This is a genomic window from Sporobacter termitidis DSM 10068 (assembly GCF_900130065.1).
GTDB classification, from domain to species: Bacteria; Bacillota; Clostridia; order Oscillospirales; family Oscillospiraceae; genus Sporobacter; species Sporobacter termitidis.
The window spans coordinates 1-18,362 of sequence record NZ_FQXV01000016.1; the positions used below are offsets into that span (position 1 = coordinate 1).

Here is an 18,362-nt window from a genome sequence, read left to right on the forward strand (position 1 = left end):
CAGATGGTGGAGATCATGAAGTCGTACCGGCGTGACTCAAAGATCATCGCGTTTGACGAGCCGACGGCGTGCCTGACGGACACGGAGGTGACGATTTTGTTCCGGCTGATCAGACAGCTGAAGGAGCAGGGGAAGATCATCCTGTACGTGTCGCACCGAATGGCGGAAATCTTCCAGACGTCGGACGAGATCGTTGTATTGAAGGACGGGCGGCTGGTGAAGACGTTCAATACGGCGGAGACGAACGAGAAAGAGCTCGTGAAGGCGATGGTCGGGCGCGACATCGGCGATACATATGCGAATCTGAAGCGGAACGACAAGATAGGCGACGTTCTGCTTGAAGTAAATAATCTGGTAACGGACGACGTGCACGACGTAAGCTTCCAGCTTCGAAAGGGCGAGGTACTGGGCTTTGCGGGACTTGTGGGAGCCGGCCGTACGGAGGTTATGCGGGCGATATTCGGGGCGGACCCGATCCTGTCGGGCGAGATCAGGATGGACGGCGAGGCAGTAAACTTCAGGTCGCCGAAAGACGCGATCGAGCACGGGATAGCGCTGTGCCCCGAGGACCGGAAGGAGCAGGGGCTGGTGTTGGGCCGCTCGATCCGGGACAACGTGAGCATGCCGGTGCTTGAAAAGGTCAAGAAGGGTATGTTCCTGGACGAAAAGACGGAGAACGAGCTGGCGTTCGAGGCGGTCAAGAAGTACTCGATCAAGACGCCGACGATCGAGAAGCTGGTGATGGAGCTTTCGGGCGGGAACCAGCAGAAGATCATTCTGGGCCGCTGGACGTCCGAAAAGATGGTGACGCGGATACTGATCCTGGACGAGCCGACGAAGGGCATCGACGTCGGGACGAAGGCGGAGGTCTACCAGATGGTATGCGACTTTGCCAAGCAGGGTATCGGGGTCATCTTTATATCGTCCGAGCTGACCGAAGTATTGAACGTAAGCGACAATATCATTGTCATGCATAACGGGCACATCACGGGCAAAGTGACCAGGCAAGAAGCAACAGAAGAGCGCGTTCTTGAACTCGCTATGCACGATTAGGAGGAGGAAGCCATGGAAAACAGAAATGGAATCAGAAGGATTGTCGGCAGTAAAAACTTTACGCTGGTCGTGGTATGGGCCCTTATTGTGATCCTGTTCCAGATCATCAATAAGAACTACCTTTCGACAGACAATATCAGAAACATCTTCAACTCGGCCTTTGTTTCAGGTACGATCGCGGTCGGTATGTCCTGCCTCCTGATCAGCGGGCAGATCGACCTGTCCGCCGGTAACACGGGCATGATGGCGGGCGTTATCATTGCGTTCCTGCTGCAGACAAAGATGCCTTGGGTCCCGGCCCTGCTTATCACGCTCTGCTTCGGCGCGGCGGTCGGCCTTCTCAACGCGTTCTTCGCAAACGTCCTGAACTTTATGTCGTTCATCTCGACGCTGGCCATAAGCACGGCTTTTGCGGGTCTCTCCCTTGTTCTCACGAACGCGCAGAATATCGCCATCAGCAATAGATCGTTCTGGGAGCTGGGCTCCACGAACGTGCTTTCGATCTTCCCGCTGCCGTTCTTCATCACGATCATCCTTCTGCTTATTTACGGCTTTATTCTCTCCAGCACCAGGTTCGGGCGAAGGATATACATGGCCGGCGGCAACAGAAACGCCGCCCGTCTGGCCGGTATCAATCCGAAGAAAATTACCACGATCCTTTTTGTCAACAACAGCATGATCTCCTGCCTTGCCGGCGCGCTGATGGCGGCCCGCATGCATATGGGTTCTCCGACAGCCATCACCGGCTCCGACCTTGACGCCATCACGGCGGCCGTCCTCGGCGGCGTCGCGTTCATGGGCGGCGGCGGCGGCATGCTCGGCGTTTTCATCGGCCTTATGCTGCTCAACAGCTTCAACAACGGTCTCGTCGTCGTCGGGCTCGACTCCTACTATCAGATCATCGCCAAGGGCGTCCTCCTGATTGCGGCTCTGACTCTCGACTTCTACCGTGAGAAATCCAGACTCAAGGCGCTGAAGGAAAGCAAGAAAGCGATCGCTGCGTAATACCTTCTATCACTTAAACCTGCGCGGGTAACCGCGCAGGTTTTTTTATGCCCGTAAAGCCCCCGGTCCCGTCTATTTAATCTTTTAAGAGAGAATTAATCGAGGCGGCTAATGACGGAAATAATTAAATTAAAAGTGTGATATAGACTAAAGAAATACAGATTTCGTTGAAATATATTTAAAATAATTATGGGCTGTGTTATTGTGGATTTGAAAAACCTTCCGGAAGAGGTTAGACGTATGGACAGCATCGACATCAGGATTTTAAAGCTTTTGGAGAGCAACGCGCGGATGACGGCGTCGGAGATCAGCGGTATCGTGCGCCTGTCGGTGCCGGCGTGCAGCGAGCGGCTGAAAAAGCTGGAGTCCTCCGGCGTCATCAAGCAGTACACCACGATCATCGATAACAGATATCTCAAAAAGACGATGACGGCCATGATGTTCGTCAGCCTGGAGCGGCCCAGGTTCACCGACAAATTTGTCGAGGCCGTGAACGCGGAGGGCGACGTGCTGGAGTGTCACTATCTGGCCGGAGATTTCGATTACCTGCTGAAAATCGTCACCGAAAATACCGACACCCTGGAGCGGCTTCTGAACAGGATCAAAAGCGTCCAGGGCGTCCAGAAGACCAGGACGATCGTGGTTCTGTCAACAGTGAAAAACAATTACTCCGTTTCCCTCGGGGATGGAACGGATGCGTGATCGAGAGGATTATGAGATATGAAAATAGGTATCCCGAAAGAAATCAAAAACAATGAAAACCGGGTCGCCATCACGCCGGCCGGTGTGTACGCGCTCCATAAGCTCGGCCATGACGTCCTGATCGAACAGTCGGCCGGAGAGGGCAGCGGCATCACGGACGGCGCGTATGAGGCCGCGGGCGCGGCGACGCTGCCGGAGGCGGCGGCGGTGTATGACGCCGCTGACCTGATCGTCAAGGTCAAGGAGCCCATTGAGCCCGAATATCAGTATTTCAAAGAGGGCCAGTCCCTTTTCGCGTATCTCCATCTGGCCCCGAATCCCGGCTTGACGGCGCTGCTCCAGAAAAAGAAGATCACCGCCATCGCCTACGAGACGGTGCAGCTGCCCGGCGGCGCGCACCCGCTGCTCTCGCCGATGAGCGAGGTGGCCGGCCGGATGTCGGTCCAGGTTGGAGCCGACCTGCTGCAGAAATACAAGGGTGGCGAGGGGATTTTACTGGGCGGCGTCCCCGGCGTGCGATGCGCGGAGGTGCTCATCATCGGCGGCGGCGTCGTGGGCGCCAACGCCGCGAAAATGGCATCCGGACTCGGCGCCCATGTCACAGTCATGGACCTCAGCAAGGACCGGCTCAATTATCTGGACGATATTTTCGCCGGCCGGGTAGCGACGATGCTGTACGACGAATACAACGCCGCCGAAATGGTAGAAACGGCGGACCTCCTCGTCGGCGCCGTGCTCGTTACCGGCGCGAAAGCGCCCAAAACCGTATCGGAGGACATGGTGAAGAGCATGAAAAAGGGCGCGGTGATCGTGGACGTGGCCATCGACCAGGGCGGCTCCATCGCCACCATCGACAGGGTCACCACCCACGACAACCCCTGTTATGAAAAATACGGCGTGGTCCATTATTCCGTGGCCAACATGCCCGGCGCCGTGCCGAAGACCTCCACCTGGGCCCTGACCGGCGCCACGCTGCCGTATCTGACCCGCCTTGCCGAGAAGGGCGTCGCAAAGGCGCTGCTGGAGGATAAGTCCTTCCTGTCGGGCCTCAATACCCACAACGGCTGCATCACCTGCGCCCCCATCGCCGAGTGCTTCAACCAGGACTGCGTCCCGGCGGAGAAAAGCCTTGCCGGCATGCAGCGGACAGCCTGAATACAAAATAAACGCAAGCCGCCGGTTTTATCGAACCGGCGGCTTGCGTTCGTCCTGTTCCCCGCCACAGAAAAGGCGCGTCTGGAAAGCCGCGCCACGCGCCATGTACCGCTGCATCTGATACATGCAAAGGCTTCCCCTGGGGGAAGCTGTCGGCGCAGCCGACTGATGAGGGCCTTGCCGGCGCAGCACAGCGTCCTCTTCCGGACAGAGGCCACGCCCGATACGGCAAGGTATTCCCCGGTATGCGTGGCGTAGTGGCCGCCGTCCTCGGCGGCCACTACGCATATACGGCAATATCAGCCGAGCACATCGGCGCTGTTTGCGCAACTGGCGGCTTCCTTCTCCTCGTCGGGTTCCTTGACCCGTGCGAAGATGATAAAGCCGGCGACAAAGAGGACCAGGATGCCGAGGATGCCGTAGCGGGAGCTGCCGGTCCAGAGGGTGAGGCCGGCCAGGATCAGCGGCCCCAGGATCGAGGCATACCGGGTCATGATGCTGTAAAAACCGAAGTATTCGTTGTTCCTGTCCTTTTCCGGGATAAGCTTTGCGAAAAACGAGCGGGACAGCGCCTGGATCGTCCCCAGCACGAGAGCCACCACCAGCGCCATGATCCAGAAGTGCAGCGCCGTCGTCATGAAATAGCCGAACACGCACACGCCGGCAAAGACGGCGATGGACACAAGGATGATCGGCTTTGCCCGTGTCGTTTTCACCAAGCGCGCGCAGAGCATGACGGAAACGGCGGCCACAAGCTGTGTGGCCAAAAGCGCCAGCACCATCTGATTGGCGTCGATGCCCTTGTCGGCGCCGATCTCCGTACTCATGGTGATCACGGTGTTCACGCCGTCGATGTAGAAAAAGTATGAGAGCAGAAACAGGCCCATCACCTTGTGATGCGCGATTTTTTTAAACGTGGCCGCGACATTTTTGAGTGTGCCGGAAACCACGTGCTTTGTCTTTTCGATTGAGTAGACCTGCCTGACGTTTTTAAGAAACGGCAGCGTAAACAAAAGCCACCACACCCCGTTGAGCGCCAGTGACAGCTTGACAGCCGTGACGCCGTCGAGCCCGAAGGGCTCGAGCATGATCAGCAGAAGGCTCAAAACAAACGGGATGCTGCCGCCGATATAGCCCATGCCGAAGCCGAAGGAGGACACGTAATCCATCCGCTCGTCCGGAGAGACGTCCACCAGAAACGCGTCGTAGATGATATAGGTGCCGGTATAGCCGATCAGCATGACGAAGTTCGCAATCAGCAGCGCGTAATAATTGTCAAGGAAGACGGAGGCGAACAGCGACAGGATGCCAACGGTGAAAAAGACGTTGAAAAAGCGGTTCTTGTTGCCCTTGAAATCGGCCACGGCGCCGATGACCGGCGCGCAGAGCGCCAGCACCAGCGTGGAGACGGAGTTGACGATGCCCCAGTGGGCGGTGGACATGCTGTCCGCCACGTTATAGTTGTGGCCGATGGATTTGAGATAAATGGGGATGATCGCCGTCAAAAGAAGCGTGACGGCCGAGGAGGACCAGTCGTAAAGCGACCAGCTGAACTCTTCCCTGGTGAGCTTTTTCAGTTTCATGGTCAGCTTTCCTTTAAGCCCGGCAGCGCCGGCTGCAGCATCTTTTTCCCGCGGGGGATGCCCAGCAGGTCGCAGCAGAGGGGCGCCAGCATCCGCTGCGGAATCTCCGTCTCGGAAAAGTCGCCGCCCGCGGCGGCGGGACCCATGATGTACAGCGGCACCAGGCGCTCGTCATCCCCGTTGCCGCCGTGCCAGCCCCAGGGGTTGATACCGTGGTCGCCCGTCACCAGGACGGTGTAGCCGCTGCCCAGCCAGATCGGGATGGTGTTGGAAAGGATATAGTCGATCATGATGACCGATTTGACATAGTCGCTGCTGTCGCTGCCGGACTTATGCCCGGCATCGTCCGTATTCATGGGATGCACCAGCAGGAAGTCAGGGTTAAAGCGCTGGCGGAGCGCCTCGGCGTCGGCGATGAGATGGGAGTCCGGATAAGCGCCCGTCACGTCCTTGAAGTAAAACAGGCCGTTCTGGATCGGCAGGTCCGCGTCCAGCTGCAGCCGGTCCGTGACAGGATTGAACGGCGCCCTGTTATAAAGCTCCGAAAACCAGCAGTAGGCGGCCGCCGCCGTGGTCAGGCCGTTTTCCCTGGCCAGGCCGAAGAGGTTTTCCTCTTTGGACAGCCGCGATACCTCGTTGGAGAAAATGCCGTGCTCCAGGACGGGCATGCCCGTCATCAGCGTCTCGTAAATCGGCCGCGACATGGACGGCAGCTCCGACCGGACGCGGTACCGCGAGGCGGCCCCCATTTCCAGAAGATGCTCCATAAACCCCATATGGCGGAACGCGGTGTCGCACCGCAGCCCGTCCACCAGTACAAAAATCAGCTTTTTCATATAAACCTCCCTTTCGGAGCAAGGCTCCCATACCATAATAAAATACCGCTGCCATGAAACAAGCAGCGGCATGTTAATTGTATGTAAGATTTAGGGGAGTTGCCGCAAGGCGGATTCCGTATCCGCCCCGCTTCGCGCCGCGCCGATAAAAGGCGGACGGCCATTGACCGTCCGCCTATAGTTATGCGCCGGCGCGCTATTCGCCTGCTTTGAGCTTTCCCGCCACGGAGCGGGCGGCGATGACGCCGCTGGCCGCGGCCTGCGCCAAGCCCCGGGTGATGCCGGCGCCGTCACCGATGGCGTAAAAGTTCCGGAGCTTTGTCTCCAGCTCGGCGGTGAGCTGGGGGCGGGAGGAGTAGAACTTGACCTCCACGCCGTAAAGGAGCGTGTCATAATTGGCTGTGCCCGGCGCGATCTTGTCCAGCGCGTAGATCATTTCGATGATGTTGTCCATGTGGCGCTTAGGCAAAACGAGGCTCAGGTCGCCCGGCGTGGCCTGCAGCGTCGGCTTCACGAAGCTCTTGGAGAGCCGGTGCTCGTTGGTGCGCGTGCCGCGCAGAAGGTCGCCGAAGCGCTGGATCAGCACGCCGCCGCCCAGCATGTTGCTCAGCGAGGCGATGTGCTTGCCGTATTTATACGGCTCCTTGAACGGCTGGGTAAAACGGTTGGATACCAGGAGCGCAAAGTTCGTGTTCTCGCTCTGCAGCTTGGGGTCGGAGTAGCTGTGGCCGTTGACGGTCATCAGCCCATCCACGTTTTCGGTGACCACGTGGCCATAGGGATTCATGCAGAACGTCCGCACCGAGTCGCCGTACTGCTTCGTCCTGTAGACGAGCTTGGATTCATACACCACGTCCGTGATGTGCTCGAAGACCTTGGCCGGCAGCTCCACGCGTACGCCGATGTCCACCTGGTTGTTCAAAAGGTCCAGCCCCAGCTGATTGCACTGCTCGGCAAACCATTCCGCGCCGGACCGCCCCGGCGCGGCGATCAGGTAGCGGCATTGGATATCCTCGGCCTTGGTTTCCAGCAGGTAGCCGTCGGGCAGGACCTTGATGCCGCTGATCGAGGTGCCGAACCGGAAGGTCACCCGCGTTTTCATGTGGTCGTAGATATTTTTCAGGATGCGGAGGTTGTTCTCCGTCCCCAGATGCTTTACCCTGGCCTGCAGGAGATGCAGGTCGTTCTCCAGCGCCTTTTTCTCCAGCTTCCGCGCCGCCTCGCTCTCCGTGGAGTAGACGACCTCCGTGGCGCCGAAGGAGACGTTGACGTCGTCCACGTACCGGATGAGGTCCATGATCTCCTCTTCCGGCAGGTAATCCCGGAGCCAGCCGCCGAACTCCGTTGTAAAGTTGTATTTGCCGTCGGAGTATGCTCCCGCCCCGCCGAAGCCGCGCATGATCGCGCAGGTGGCGCAGGACACGCAGTCCTTTGTCTTGTGCGCCACGATCGGACAGCTGCGCCGGTCGATATCCTCGCCCTCCTCCAGCAAAATCACCTTCAGTCCGGGATTCAGCTTTGAAAGCTCATATCCGGCGTAGATGCCCGCGATGCCGCAGCCGATGATGCCGACGTCCCAAATCGTTTCCGTGCTCATAACAGTACCTCTTGTATCTTAAGCAATATGTTTACCGGGGCCATTCGCGCCCGAAGAGCGCGAGGCCTTTAATTCTGCCCATGTTGGCGCACAGCGCTCACATGCGCGATATAATGGATTCCAAGAATTTATTATATCATGCGTCGCGCCGGGAATAAATACGCAAATCGGCGCCCCGCCCCTCAGTGCTTCCCGGGGCGGGGCGCAATGTTGAAAGGCCGCTCAGCCGCCGCGTTTTCTGGCCGCCCGCACCTTGATAAGCTCCGCCGTGATGGAAACGGCGATCTCCTCCGGCGTGTCGGCGCTGATGTCGATGCCGATGGGCGAGTACACCCTGGCGATATCATCGGGTGTATACCCGTCGTCCAAAAGGTGCCGGTAGATGGTGTCGCGCTTTTTCCGGCTGGCGATCATGCCGATATATCCGGCGCTTGTCCTGAGGGCCCGCCGCAGGACGAGCTCGTCGTATATGTGGCCGCGCGTGACGATGACGATGTAGCTGTCCGGCCCGAACGCAAGGGTGTCAAACGGCGCGTCCAGCTTTTTTGGGACGATGATGTCGTCGGCCTCCGGGAGGCGCGCGGCGTTTGCAAACTCGCGCCTGTCGTCGATGACGACCGTTTCAAAGCCCACCGTGTGGACGACGTGCGCCAGCTTCTCGCCGCAGTGCCCGGCGCCGAAGATATAAACAGTGCCGTCCGACCCCACGGGGAAAAGATACGCCGCGTGCTGCTCCAGATTCGTAAAAACGTCGTACCCGCTGTTTCCCGACCGCAGCTGCGCCAGGATATCGGGGCCGAAAACCTCCGCGCCCGCCAGCGTCCCGTCGGGCAGGACAAGGCAGATGTTGCGCCGCGCCAGGCTTTCCGAAGCGGGGATCAGCGCCGCCAAGTGCGAGAGCTGATTGGAGCTTGAAGCCCTGCGCAGCTGTTCAAAAAAAGCCATATCGGCGGGCTCGTCGGCGCTGATGTAGTCGATCAGCACCTTCGCCCGGCCACCGCAGACCGCGCCGATGGCTGCCGCGCCCTTTTCCTCCAGGACAAATTCGGCCACGGCCGCCCGCTTGTCGGCCAGGGCCTTTATCGCCGCGTTGACGGTGTTCGCCTCCAGAACGCCCCCGCCGATGGTGCCGGAGATTGTTTTGTCGGGCCTCACGAGCATGGCCGAGCCGGCTTCGCGGGGCGTGGAGCCGCTGCTTTCCAGGACGAGCGCCTGCGCGAAGCTGACGCCGGAGGCGAGCATTTCCATCGCTGCTTCAGCAATTTTTTTCATAGCGAACCTGACCTTTTTTCATGATTTCTTTGATCGGCGATGCGCCGTTTCAAGGTTCCCGTGGTGAAAAAGTCAACGGCGCCGGCGCCGATGGAAAGCGTCAGCCGGCCCTCGCTGAGGAGGCCGCCCAGCAGCGGCTCCAGCTTTTGGGCGAGCATGTCCGCGTCAAAATGCCCGGCGCTTTCAACGGTGATGTTCAGGCAGTCGCGGCCGTCCCGTGCCGTCATTTCCGCCGAAAACGCGGTGACGGACGGCTCGGCCAGGAGAATCTCGTCCAGCTGTGTGATCGAAAGCGTCCGGCCCCCGGGGAGCGAAACGGCCTCGCTGATCCGCCCGGAGACATGGTCCAGCCGCCGGAGCACCGAGCCGCAGGGGCAGGGCTCCGTCAAAAAACGGGACCGGTCGCCCGTCCTGTATCGGAGGAGCGGCATCCCCCGCCGCGTCAGCGTGGAAAAGACGATCTCGCCATATTCCCCGTCGGGCACCGGCCGCCCGGTAACGGGGTCGACGATCTCAAAAAGCAGGTCCGCCTCGCGCAGATGGTACCCATGCCGTGCCGCGCACTCCACGCCGCCGCCGAGCCCCGTCTCCGTCATGCCGTAATGGCCGTAGACCGGAGCCCCCCAGATTTCCTCCAGCCGGGCGGATACGGCCCTGGGCACATAGTCCGCGCTCAAAAGGACGCTCCTGAGCCGGCCCTTTAACGCCTTCGGGCCCTCCGCGTCGTATTTCGCCAGCGCCAGCATCTGCGACGGGATGGCGACGACGCAGGTGATATTTTCCTCGATCAGCGCCTTCAGAGCGTCGCTGCTGTCCCGAACAGGGCCGTAGATGACGGATGCGCAGTCAAAACGCGCCAGGCCCCTTTGCAAAAGGTCGCCGATGCTGCCCTCGGTGCTCCCGGGCATGAAGATCATCACCCTGTCGCCGCTGTCCGCCATCGTCGTCATGCCGTGGTGGAAAAAATCCACGGTGAGCTCCTGGTCGGCCCCTGTAAAGAAAATCCGTTTCGGCCTGCCTGTTGTCCCGGAGGTGGACAGCGTGACGATCCGGCCGATGTCCCGGGGCGGCACGCAGAGAAAATCCTCGGGGCGCAGCCCAATATCTCCGGCGGACGTGAAGGGCAGGCGCGGCAGGTCCTCCATCGTTACCACGGACTCCGGGGAAACATCGTGCAGGCGCTGGCGGTAGAACCGGCTCTTTTCTTTCATGAGGCGGAGCGTTTCCCGCAGGGCGTCCAGCTGATATTGCCGGAGCCGCGCCGGGTCGGGAGGATTTGGGATACCGGCCCTTTCGGAGATCCAGGGCTCCAGCGGCGTCAGCTTCACCGTTATATGGCGTGGCCGGCTTCGGCCAGAAGCTCCCGGCATTTTTCGTAGGTCTGCTCCAGAATTCCGGGGCAGCGTTCGTATCTGTTCATCGGGTTGTCGTCCAGTATCTTGGCGCAGGTGACCCCGCCGTAAGCGGACCCAAAGGTCATTTCAAACCACTCCACCAGCCGCGCGATCATGTGCTCCTCCGCCGCTCTCGGGTCCACCATGGACAAGAGGCAGGCGCCGCCGGCCAGCGTCCCGCAGACGAGGCCGGAATAAAGGCCCTTGCAGAGCCCGCGCATGGCGTCGATGAGCTCCGGATTTTCGTCCTCCAGCGCGTCCAGGGCGAGCGCCACCATGATCTGGCTGCAGCAGTAGCCCTGCGCGTTGAGCCTTGCTATTTCTTTTGAAGTATTGGTCAAAACGCATTCACCCGTCTTTTAATTTTTTCGTGCGATGATCAGCGTATAGCTGAGCTCCGACAGTTTTGGGCGCGCCCCCGCCCGGGGCGCGCATAAGAGCGACCCGGTGTCAAAATCGGCATGGCTCTGCTCCCGCAGCTCCGCCAGATACGTTTTCAGCGCAGGCGTGTGGTCCTCGCTGACGGCAACGTCAAAGCCGGTCTTCTTGAGCAGCCGTGTCAGGCCCTCCGCCGTCGTCAGCGGGGCGGCGGCCGGCGCCTCGGCGCGCAGAAAAACGTCGGAGATGATCAGCGTGCCCGTTGTCTTCAGGGCCCGCGCGCATTCCGAAAGGATGGCCTCCGTCCGGCCGATGACGGAGAGGGCGCACTCGATGACGACGCCGTCCAGGCAGCCGTCCTCAAAGGGGAGCGTCCCGCAGTCCCAGCGGATGAGCCGCAGCCCCGGGTATCTTTTGAGCCCGGCGTCGACCAGCGCGGAGGATATCTCCAGCCCTATCATGCTGAGCCGGTGCTTCGACGAGAGGAAGGCCGCCGTGACGCCGGCCCCGCAGCCGATGTCGGCCACCAGCATCCCCGGGGTGAGCTCGGCCAGCCGCGCCGCCCGGTCGGTCAGGCGCAGGCCGCCCGGATGCATCGAGGCGTCCTGCAGGGCGTTTAAAAACGGTGTTTCGTAGATATTGCTCATGTACCGGCCCTATTCCCGTCCATAGACGTCAGATAACTCCGGCAGAAGGGAATCACGCGCCCGTCGCGGAAAACGTGCAGGCTGCACGTCCTGAGCCGCTCGAGATCAAGCGTGTAGGCGTCCTGAAAGGCCATTGCCGAAATGGTAAAGCCATGGGAGCGGACGCGCTTCAAAAACGTGTCCATATCGCGGTAGTCGGCGCCCTCGGGGTCCGGCGCGCCGTCGTCGGTCCGCGTCCACCGGCGGGAGACGAAGCTCCTGTTTTTGAGGTGGGCGTCATCGCCGCAGCAGGAGGATTTTTTGTTGTTGGTCAGCCGCAGCAGCATGCCCTTGGGCAGGACCACAAAGTCCCCATGAAAGCCGCACCGCGGATGGTCGCAGCAGGAGGGGGCAAAATCGGAAACCTTGATCGTCCCGCCGGTCTGCCGCTCGACGGCGCACAGTACCTCGGGCAGCGTGATCCTGTCCTTGTTTTCCGGCGCCTTCGGATACCGCCCGAAATAGCTCACCGGCTGAAAGTGGACGCCGCGGACGGCGGGGGAGCCCCTCAGGGCAAAATTCACGATATCGCCGATGTTGTGGTCGTTGACGCCCGGCACCACCGTCGGCACGAGGGTGACGCCGAGCCTTAACTCGCCGCAGACCCTGATCGCCGCTTTTTTCTCGGCCAGGAGCGGCCTGCCGCGGAGCTTTTCGTAAATGCCGTCCTCCGTGCCGTCAAACTGCATGAAGACAAAGGACAGCCCGGCGTCCTTCAGCGCCTTTGCAAAGGCCGGGTCGGCCCCCAGGCGGAGGCCGTTGGAGTTGAGCTGGATGTTTTCGCAGCCGGCTTTTTTCGCCGCCGCCACGATCTCCGGGAGATCATGGCGGACGGTGGGCTCGCCGCCGGAGAGCTGCACAAAGGTGTTGCCCTGCCGTACCAGCTGCCGGAAGATATCGTACAGCGCGCCGACGGTGGGCTCGCCGCTCCCGCCGCCCGCGTCGGCAAAGCAGACGGGGCATTTGAGGTTGCACCGGGCGGTGACCTCCACCAGGGCGCAGCAGGTTTTGCGCAGGTGCGCGGGGCACAGGCCGCAGGACGCGGGGCAGTCCGGCGCGCCGTCGTCCTCCGGCGGGACGTAATCGCCCCAGGCTTCAAAAGACGGCGCGTCTCCGCGCCAGACGACGGCGGAAAAGCGCCCGTGCTCCGGGCAGGTCTTTTCAAGAAAATACTCCTGTCCGTCCCTGACGATGTCGGCGGGCAGCCGCTTCAGGCAGACGGGACAGACGCTCTGCGTGTGTCGGATTATTTGGCTCATAATATTGTCCTCAAGCGTTTTTCAACGCGACAGGCCTATGGACGGATTATTTATCCTCCATCTGCTGCTCCACCTCGGCCATCCGGCCCTCGGCCAGGTCCCTCGGGATAAAGACGTTGCCGCACTTGGGGCAGCGCTGGACCTCGTGGGTAAAGGTGCGCCCGAGATAGCTGAATACCGTCTTCTTAACGACGAGCGGGACGCCGCATTTGCCGCATTTCCACGTTTTTTCGTTTGAATCCACGGCTCAGTCCTCCCTCGAAAAGCGCATCCGGTGGCTGTAAGCGTCCAGGACCTCGTATTTGCCCGGAGAAAGCTCCCGGTACTGCACCCAGTAGGTGAGCGCCGACTTGACCATGCTGCACTGGCTGATGCCGTCGGCCTCGTCGACGAACTTATCCCCCGTCTTCTCCGCCTGCCAGATCGCCTCCTTGAGATCGTCGGAAACAATGAGCCTGCGGTCCATTTCCTCCAGGAGCTTGCCCGGAATGACCAGCTCGAGGCTGTCCCACGCCTGGGACCGGGGCGCGAAGTCTTCGCCGGAGAGCTTTTTCATGATGTCCTTCTTGACCTCCAAGGTGTTCTCCTTCTTCTCGTGCAGGCTGGGCACCGGCGTGTCCGGGTCCAGCGAAAAGACCATATCCAGAATGTGCGCGCACTTTTTGCCTTTCAGCTTGAAGATTTCCCGGCAGTTGGCGCAGTAGACGATGTAGGGCAGGTCTCCGGCCCCGGCGCGGTTTGCTGTGATCTCCTCATAGAGCTCGGGATTTGCAAGGCGCATATGGCCGCCAAAGCCGCAGCAGCGGTTCGGCTCTTTGAGCTCCGTCAGCCCGGCGCCCGATTTTTCGGCCAGCTTTCGCACGCCCTCTTCCATTTCCTTGTCGTCCCTGGCCGCGCAGGGGTCGAACACGGTGGCCTCGTTAAAGGGGCGGGACGGCGTGAGGTTATCGTCCTCGGCCAAGAGCGCGTACAGCGACACCTGCTCGATTTCCGGGAGAAACTCCCGGAACATTTTCTCGCAGTAGGCGCAGGCGAAAATGAGCTTCGGCCGGCCCAGCGCGTTCCAGCTTTTTTTGATATCGTCCAGGTGCGCGTCCAGCCGCTTTTTTTCGCCCGCCCAGTAGGCCGGGGCGCCGCAGCAGTTTAAGATGATGCCCGCGTTGTATTTGCCAAGCAGGTAGTCGTACGATTTCAGCACGTGCTGGGGATTGGCCGCCCCCAGCTTGCAGCCGGGGAAGAAGGCGTAATTGCACGTTTGTTTTTCGTTCATGCTTTTTTACCCTTTGGGGCGGACGCGTAGGCGCCCTCCGTGGAATTGAAATCCATTTCTCTCAGCCAGTAATCGTGGAAGGCGGGGACCTGGAGCCCCTGCGCCACCCGGTCCGTCCTGGAAAACTGCAGCAGGTCGCCCATATCCACGTTCACCGGGCAGACGGCCTTGCAGTGGCCGCAGATATTGCAGGAATATGTTTCCCTGGTGAGCGTGTGGGTGGAGACGAGGGAATTGGCGCTGGAATCGGTAAAGACCTCCAGGCCAAGCTTTTTCGGCTTTTTGCGAAAGCTTTTGAGCATCTCGCAGGAGGCCTCGCAGTAGTCGCAGTCGCACTGGAAGCACCGGGCGGCCTCGGCCTTGGCCTCCTCCTCGGTATATACCTCTCCCTCGGATTTCTGAACGAGAGGCTTTTTCGCCTCACCGTCGTGGCGCAGGTACCGCTCGCAGTTTGTCCGGTCGGGGCCGGGCGCTCTGCTGGCCTTACCGGCCAAAAGGTAGCTCTCGATGATTTTTGAGGCCTCGTTCCCCAGCGCGATGGCTTCCATCAGGTCCTCGCCGGTGAGCTCGCCGCCGAGAAACACCTTTGGGTTTGACGTGGTGAGCAGCGCCCTGTCCCAGCTGTCCAGGAGCCCGAAGTCGGCGCCGCTCCTGCCCGTGGCCACGTAGACGGCGTCATAATCGTCCAGCGCGCCGAGGCCGGTGATTTCCGTGTCATACCGGAACTCGGCCTCCACGCCGGAGAACTGCAGCATGAAGTCCTCTTCAAACTCGGAAAACCTGGGGTGCCGCCGCAGGCTGCCGCCCCAGCCGGGCGCCTTGTCGAACACCGTGACGATATAGCGCTTCTGCGCGAGGCTGAGCGCGCAGGCCAGGCCCGCCGGACCCGCCCCGACGACGGCGATGCGCTGGGTTTTCGGCGGGATGACGTAAAGCTCCGCCTTGCGGTTTTTGGCGTATCTGACGCAGGCCGTTTCCAGGTCGCTCATGGCCAGCGCCTCGTCCCCGAGCTGGGTCCGCTGGCAGTGGCCGCGGCAGGGCTGCGGGCACAAGGCCGCAACCACCGCCGGGAAAACGACGGCGTTTCTGAGGAGCTTGTATGCCGGCGCCCAGCGGCCTTTTGAGACCTTTTCCAGATAGGAGCGGATATCGAGGCTGAAAGGGCAGGCAAACGAGCAGGAAGCCGGTTCCCCGTTAAAGCAGCGCGCCACATAGGCGTTCGATTCTTCCAGTTTCATATGCGTCAGTCCTTCCGTTAACCCGGCGCAGGGCGCGCCTTGCTGACGCGCCCTGCAGATTTGTTTATAGCTTATTGAAGCTGCCGCTTACATCGGGTTGGCGCGGATGAGCTCGAGCTCTTCCTCAAAGTCGGTGCCGAGGAAGTATTTCGGCGGCGTGATGTCCTCGCCGCGCTGCTTCTTGTCATAGGCGGCCTTGACCTTGTCGGGCGTGGCCGGCAGGGCGTATACCCGGGCGCCGCAGGCGCTGCTGATGGCGTTGATGACGGCCATGTGGCCGGAGCACTGGAAGTTCTCCGAGCAGCCGGCGGAGCCGTGCGGCCCAAGGGGACGCGGCGTTTCCTGATAGATGATGTTGAAGTCGTCCGGGATCATGTCAATGGTCGGGACGCCGCAGCCGGCGATGTTGCCGTGCTTCTTCTCGGCGTTGTAGTCCTCGCTGAGCGCGAAGCCGATGCTGTGGGACAGCCCCCCGTAAGCCTGACCGTCAACGGCCAGCTTGTTGCCGATAACGCCCACGTCCGCCGCGGTGGTGTAACGGAGAACCTGCGTCTTGCCGGTATTCACGTCGACCTCCACCAGAGCGCAGTTGACCGCGTACATGAACTCCGAGTTCTTCTCGCCCTCGCCGTTGTTGGGGTTGAGTCCGGGGTCGATCTTGTGACTCATGTGGTCGGTGTGGCCCAGATACTTCGTCGGAATGCCTTCCTTTACCATCTCGTCATAGGTGCGCCAGGTGCCGTCCGGCTTGCGCATGGCGTCCATGAGCTTGTTGGCCGCGTCGATGGTGGCGTTGCCGGCCATGAAGTGCTGGCGGCTGGCCGCGGACAGGCCGGTCTTCGGGCAAGTCCCGGTGTCGTTCAGGACGAGCCGCACCTTGTCGGGTGTGAGGCCCAGGGGCTCCAGAGCCTTTAAGGTGTGCGTCAGGGTGCCGATGTCGCCGCCCTGGCCCACGTCCTGCCAGGTGTTATAGTGGGTGATCGTGCCGTCGGGGTTCAATTCCAGCGCGACCTCGGCCGCGTCGAACATACCCGTTGTGCAGAGGAAGCCGCCCAGGCTGAGCCCGACGCCGAGATGGCGGCCTTCTTTTTTCGCCGCCTCCGCCTCGGCCTTGTACTTGTCGTAAACGGGCTTGATTTTGTTCATCAGCTGGGGATAGATGTCGTAGTTCTTATAGGGCCTGGAGTTGATGGTGGTGTCGCCGGGCTTGGCGAGGTTTTTATAGCGGAACTCCCACGGGTCCATGCCGAGCTTCTCGGCGGCCATGTCGATGAGCGCCTCGGACATCGTGTAGATCTGGGGCGCGCCGAAGCCGCGATACGCCGTCTGGAAGCCGTTGTTGGACATGCCGGCGCGGGCCAGAGCCTTGATGTTGGGGATATTGTAGCCGTGGAAGGGGATGGACACGAAGTTGCCGAAGATGATGCTGGCGACGACGGTATAGGCGCCGTGGTCCAGCGCCACGTCGAATTCGACGGCGGAGATCTTGCCGTCCTTGTCGCAGGACAGGCGGGCGTTGGAGTAAGAAGCGCCGCGCTTGCCGGTGGTATGGTTATACTCCTCGTAGTTGAGCGTCAGCGTGCAGGGGATGCCCAGGTTCTGGACGGCCGTGGCCACCAGGGAGTAGGTGTTGGCGGTGATCGTGTTGCCGAAGGAGCCGCCGGTGGGATTCTGGATGATGCGCAGCTTATCCTCCGGCTGACCGGTGGCCGCGGAGATTTCGCCGCGGTTGTCGTGCAGCGCCTGGGAGCGGCACTGGATCACGAGCTCGCCGTCCGCGCCGTAATAGCCCTGGACGGTGTCCGGCTCGATGGGCAGGTGCGGCTCGCGGGAAGAATAGAAGCTGCCCTCCACCGTGATGTCGGCGTCGTCGATGATCTCGGAAGCGTCCTCGCCCTTAAAGAGCGGCTGTTCCATATAGAAGTTGGGCAGCTGCTCCTGGAGCTGGATGGCGTTGGGCATGACGGCCTCGGGATAGGACATATACGCCGGCAGGATCTCCAGGTTCTGCTTGACCTTTTTGGCGGCCGCCCGGGCGTGCTCTTCCGTGTCGGCGGCCACCAGCGCCACAACGTCGCCCCGGCGGTTGATCTTTTTGCCGCAGATGACGGGGAACTCCAGAATGCCGTGGGCCTTCATGCGGGGGTGGATCTGGGGGACAGGGAGGCTGTTGGAGCCCTTGACGTCTCCCGCTGTCATGACCTTCATGACGCCGGGCATCGTTTCGGCCTCCGAGGTGTCGATGCTGAGGATCTTGGCGTGGTGGACCTCGGAGATGACGACGGCCAGATGCGCCGTGCCTTCCGGCATTTTGAGCTTGATATCGTCGCCGTAATCGGCCAGGCCGCAAACCTTGGGCAGCGCCGCCGGCCTCGGCAGGGCCGTGCCGTAAAAGTCCTTATACTTGGTGGTATCGAATGTAATATCCTCCATGGTGGCCTCGCCGCGCACGACCTTGGCGGCGGCCATGACGGAGTCGACCAGAGGCTTGTACCCCGTGCAGCGGCAGACGTTTTTGTGCTCCTTGAACCAGGCGCGGACCTCTTCGCGGGTCGGGCTTTGATTCTTTAAAAGCAGGCCGTAAGCCGAGACGATAAAGCCGGGCGAGCAGAAGCCGCACTGTACGCCGCCGTAGGTGATCCAGGCCTGCTGCAGGGGATGCAGGTGCTGCGGCGTGCCGATGCCCTCGATGGTGATGATCTCGCTGAATTCGGGGACCTTCTTCATCTTCCTGTTGCAGGACCTGATGACTTCACCGTTCAAAATGACGGAGCAGGCGCCGCAGACGCCGATACCGCATCCGATCTTTGTGCCGGTGAGACCCATCCTGCGGAGCACGACGGCAAGGCTGTCCTTATCGGGATCGCAGACAACCGGCCTTTCCACGCCGTTGATGGATACTCTCAATCTCGTTACCATATTAAAATCCTCTCC

At 60.9% G+C, this 18,362-nt stretch carries 16 protein-coding genes; 4 read left to right on the top strand and 12 right to left on the bottom strand.

All coding sequences use genetic code 11. The features are described from left to right. From BUB60_RS17155 to ald, 4 genes are all read left to right on the top strand, one after another. On the top strand, nucleotides 1-1,053 hold a 1,053-nt coding region (locus tag BUB60_RS17155; RefSeq protein WP_073081934.1), incomplete at its 5' end, for a sugar ABC transporter ATP-binding protein. 12 nt (nucleotides 1,054-1,065) lie between these two features. Continuing rightward, nucleotides 1,066-2,058, top strand: coding sequence for an ABC transporter permease (locus BUB60_RS17160; RefSeq protein ID WP_073081937.1), 993 nt, complete (start codon nucleotides 1,066-1,068; stop codon nucleotides 2,056-2,058). 240 nt (nucleotides 2,059-2,298) lie between these two features. Then, nucleotides 2,299-2,760 (top strand): Lrp/AsnC family transcriptional regulator, encoded by a 462-nt coding sequence (locus tag BUB60_RS17165; protein WP_073081940.1) that lies wholly within the window; start codon nucleotides 2,299-2,301, stop codon nucleotides 2,758-2,760. Nucleotides 2,761-2,778: 18 nt separating this feature from the next. Next, nucleotides 2,779-3,915: an alanine dehydrogenase gene (ald, locus tag BUB60_RS17170; RefSeq protein ID WP_073081945.1), complete on the top strand. Its 1,137-nt coding sequence runs from the start codon at nucleotides 2,779-2,781 to the stop codon at nucleotides 3,913-3,915. Between the two features lie 299 nt (nucleotides 3,916-4,214). Here the strand turns inward: ald and BUB60_RS17175 are convergent, their stop codons facing one another. From BUB60_RS17175 to BUB60_RS17230, 12 genes are all read right to left on the bottom strand, one after another. Continuing rightward, a complete protein-coding gene (locus BUB60_RS17175) occupies nucleotides 4,215-5,498 on the bottom strand; it encodes an MFS transporter (protein ID WP_084726583.1) in 1,284 nt (427 codons plus the stop codon). Nucleotides 5,499-5,500: 2 nt separating this feature from the next. Continuing rightward, the gene (locus tag BUB60_RS17180) at nucleotides 5,501-6,334 is read right to left on the bottom strand and encodes an alkaline phosphatase family protein (protein ID WP_073081948.1); all 834 of its coding nucleotides are present in this window, start codon (nucleotides 6,332-6,334) and stop codon (nucleotides 5,501-5,503) included. Nucleotides 6,335-6,530: 196 nt separating this feature from the next. Beyond that, nucleotides 6,531-7,931: an NAD(P)/FAD-dependent oxidoreductase gene (locus tag BUB60_RS17185; protein WP_073081952.1), complete on the bottom strand. Its 1,401-nt coding sequence runs from the start codon at nucleotides 7,929-7,931 to the stop codon at nucleotides 6,531-6,533. 222 nt (nucleotides 7,932-8,153) lie between these two features. Further along, entirely contained in the window at nucleotides 8,154-9,203 is a 1,050-nt protein-coding gene (locus BUB60_RS17190; RefSeq protein ID WP_073081955.1) for an XdhC family aldehyde oxidoreductase maturation factor, read from the bottom strand. Continuing rightward, nucleotides 9,200-10,531, bottom strand: coding sequence for a DVU_1553 family AMP-dependent CoA ligase (locus BUB60_RS17195; protein ID WP_143162398.1), 1,332 nt, complete (start codon nucleotides 10,529-10,531; stop codon nucleotides 9,200-9,202). Before BUB60_RS17195 ends, BUB60_RS17190 begins: the two co-directional genes overlap by 4 nt. A gap of 2 nt (nucleotides 10,532-10,533) precedes the next feature. Beyond that, nucleotides 10,534-10,938 (bottom strand): DVU_1555 family C-GCAxxG-C-C protein, encoded by a 405-nt coding sequence (locus BUB60_RS17200; protein ID WP_073081958.1) that lies wholly within the window; start codon nucleotides 10,936-10,938, stop codon nucleotides 10,534-10,536. Between the two features lie 18 nt (nucleotides 10,939-10,956). Then, on the bottom strand, nucleotides 10,957-11,622 hold the full coding sequence (trsM, locus tag BUB60_RS17205) for a DVU_1556 family methyltransferase (RefSeq protein ID WP_073081961.1): 666 nt from the start codon (nucleotides 11,620-11,622) through the stop codon (nucleotides 10,957-10,959). Further along, nucleotides 11,619-12,920, bottom strand: coding sequence for a radical SAM (seleno)protein TrsS (gene trsS, locus BUB60_RS17210; protein WP_073081966.1), 1,302 nt, complete (start codon nucleotides 12,918-12,920; stop codon nucleotides 11,619-11,621). Before trsS ends, trsM begins: the two co-directional genes overlap by 4 nt. A gap of 46 nt (nucleotides 12,921-12,966) precedes the next feature. Next, a complete protein-coding gene (locus BUB60_RS17215; RefSeq protein WP_073081969.1) occupies nucleotides 12,967-13,164 on the bottom strand; it encodes a DVU_1557 family redox protein in 198 nt (65 codons plus the stop codon). 3 nt (nucleotides 13,165-13,167) lie between these two features. Further along, nucleotides 13,168-14,190 carry a heterodisulfide reductase-related iron-sulfur binding cluster gene (locus tag BUB60_RS17220; RefSeq protein ID WP_073081972.1) on the bottom strand — a complete coding sequence of 341 codons (1,023 nt, stop codon included), beginning with the start codon at nucleotides 14,188-14,190 and terminating at the stop codon, nucleotides 13,168-13,170. After that, nucleotides 14,187-15,428, bottom strand: coding sequence for an NAD(P)-binding protein (locus tag BUB60_RS17225; protein ID WP_073081977.1), 1,242 nt, complete (start codon nucleotides 15,426-15,428; stop codon nucleotides 14,187-14,189). Before BUB60_RS17225 ends, BUB60_RS17220 begins: the two co-directional genes overlap by 4 nt. Nucleotides 15,429-15,515: 87 nt before the next feature. Next, a complete protein-coding gene (locus BUB60_RS17230; RefSeq protein WP_073081982.1) occupies nucleotides 15,516-18,347 on the bottom strand; it encodes a molybdopterin-dependent oxidoreductase in 2,832 nt (943 codons plus the stop codon). Between the last annotated feature and the right edge of the window lie 15 nt (nucleotides 18,348-18,362).